Genomic DNA, 1918 nt, shown 5'->3' on the forward strand with positions numbered 1-1918 from the left:
CCACAAGATCGACCGCCAGTTCCAGGACGACCTGCCGCAGGCGGTCGGGGTCGGCCGTACCAGCCGGCGCACCATGCCACTGGCCGGCGTCGCGCGCGATCCCTGGTTCTTCTGGGATGGCCGCCGCGACAGCCTGTGGGCGCAAGCGCTGACGCCGCTCGAAAACCCGCTGGAGCAGGCGGGAAACCGCACCGCCTACGCGCATTACATCAAAGCGCGCTTCGGCGAACGCTATGAGCGCATCTTCGGGCCGCTGCCCGACCTTTCCGGCATGCCGTTGGATGCCAGCCCGCTTGGAAACGATGTCGAGAGGGCGGCCTGGAATGCCATGAGCGGCCCGCAGCGTGACGCTATCAACGGCGTCTTTGCCAATCTAGGCAAGGCGATTGCCGCCTTCGAACGCTCGATCGCGCCGGCGCCAACGCGCTTCGACCGCTTTGCGCTGGACCTCGCCACCGGTGCCGAGCCGAAGGGCGATGCTGTCTTTTCCAAACAAGAAATCCTTGGGCTTAAACTGTTCATCGGCAAGGCCAATTGCGTGACCTGTCACAACGGCCCGCGCTTCACCGACAACAGCTTCCACAACACCGGCGTGCCATCCGTTGCGGGCCTGCCGCCGGATCGCGGCCGTATCGATGCCGTGCACCAAGTCGAGGCGGACCCGTTCAACTGCTTCGGCGCCTATCGCGATGGCGACGCCAGCGCCTGCGGCGAGTTGCGCTTCATGGTCAAGGATGCGCCCGAACTCGTTCGCGCCTACAAGACGCCATCGCTGCGCGGAGCGGCAACGCGGCCGCCCTATATGCATACCGGGCAGTTTTCGTCGCTCGACGAGGTGGTGGCGCACTACGCCAAGGCTGCCCCCAGCGTCGAAGGGGTATCAGAGGTTCACCCGCTGGAGTTGTCGGATCGCGAGCGCGGAGCGCTGGTGGCGTTCCTGAAGACGCTGGCGGAGTGAGGTTGCCGGCGATAGGAATAGTTGAGCGAAGCGAGGCGAGTTGGTGCTGAAGCGAGCAAAGGAGGTTCTATGAGCCGGAGTATGATTCCCGTCGAGGAAAGCCGCCAAGGAATGGTTCAAGGATTCAAAATTCGCTGCCCAATATGAGGCATTGGAAGAAGAATTCGCAATCGCAGAGGCTTCGATCAAGGCTCGGTGCGAGAAACAGGAAGCCAAAGTCGTGGGGCGACCGCTGAGCGCCTAATTCCTTAAGCACGGACCGCATGCTTCGGCGATTGGCGCAAACATCCATCGCTTCGTCATCCTGGGGCGTAGCAAGGAGCGAAGCGACGCGGCGCAGACCCCAGGATCCATGCCGGGACTCGGAAGCGCTGCTGCGGTGCGGAATTCTGCTCCGCTGCATTCTTCGGCCGAGGTCGCGGCATGGATCCCAGGGTCTCCGCGACGGAGCTTCGCTCCTGCTTCGCCCAGGGATGACGAAGTTGGGGAGGCTTCAGCCATCCCTACGCTCTACCGATCCTTGACCGTCTCCATGGCCACGAAGGTCGAAGTCTGGGCGACGTGGGGCAGGGCTGAGATGCGCTCGCCGAGGACGCGGCGATAGGCGGCGATATCCCGGGTGCGCACCTTCAGCAAATAGTCGAAGCTCGACGCCATCATGTGGCACTGCTCGATCTCCGGCACGGCCTGCACGGATCGGTTGAAGGCATCGAGCGCGGCGGATCGGGTGTCGGACAATTTCACCTGGACGAAAGCGACATGGCCTTCGCCCATGCGCTCGCGGTCGATGATCGCCTGGTAGCCTCTGATATAGCCGTCCTTTTCCAGCCGCTTCACCCGCGCCTGCACCGGCGTCTTCGACAGGCCGACCTTTGCCGCCAGTTCCGACATGGAAAGCCGGCCATCGCTTGCCAGCGCCGACAGGATGTTCCTGTCGATGCGGTCCAATTGGTCTTCTAT

Annotated in this window: 2 protein-coding genes; one reads left to right on the top strand and one right to left on the bottom strand. The window is 63.3% G+C overall.

Going from position 1 to position 1918, the window contains the following annotated elements; all coding sequences use genetic code 11:
- Positions 1 to 958 (top strand): cytochrome-c peroxidase (locus EN964_RS33080; protein WP_127277337.1); only part of this gene is annotated, 958 nt, incomplete at its 5' end.
- Positions 959 to 1468: 510 nt separating this feature from the next.
- Here EN964_RS33080 and EN964_RS33085 read toward each other — a convergent pair.
- On the bottom strand, positions 1469 to 1918 hold the full coding sequence (locus EN964_RS33085) for an Lrp/AsnC family transcriptional regulator (protein WP_127277339.1): 450 nt from the start codon (positions 1916 to 1918) through the stop codon (positions 1469 to 1471).

Origin of the sequence: Mesorhizobium sp. M7A.F.Ca.CA.001.10.2.1 (assembly GCF_003998575.1) — a bacterium.
GTDB lineage: Bacteria > Pseudomonadota > Alphaproteobacteria > Rhizobiales > Rhizobiaceae > Mesorhizobium.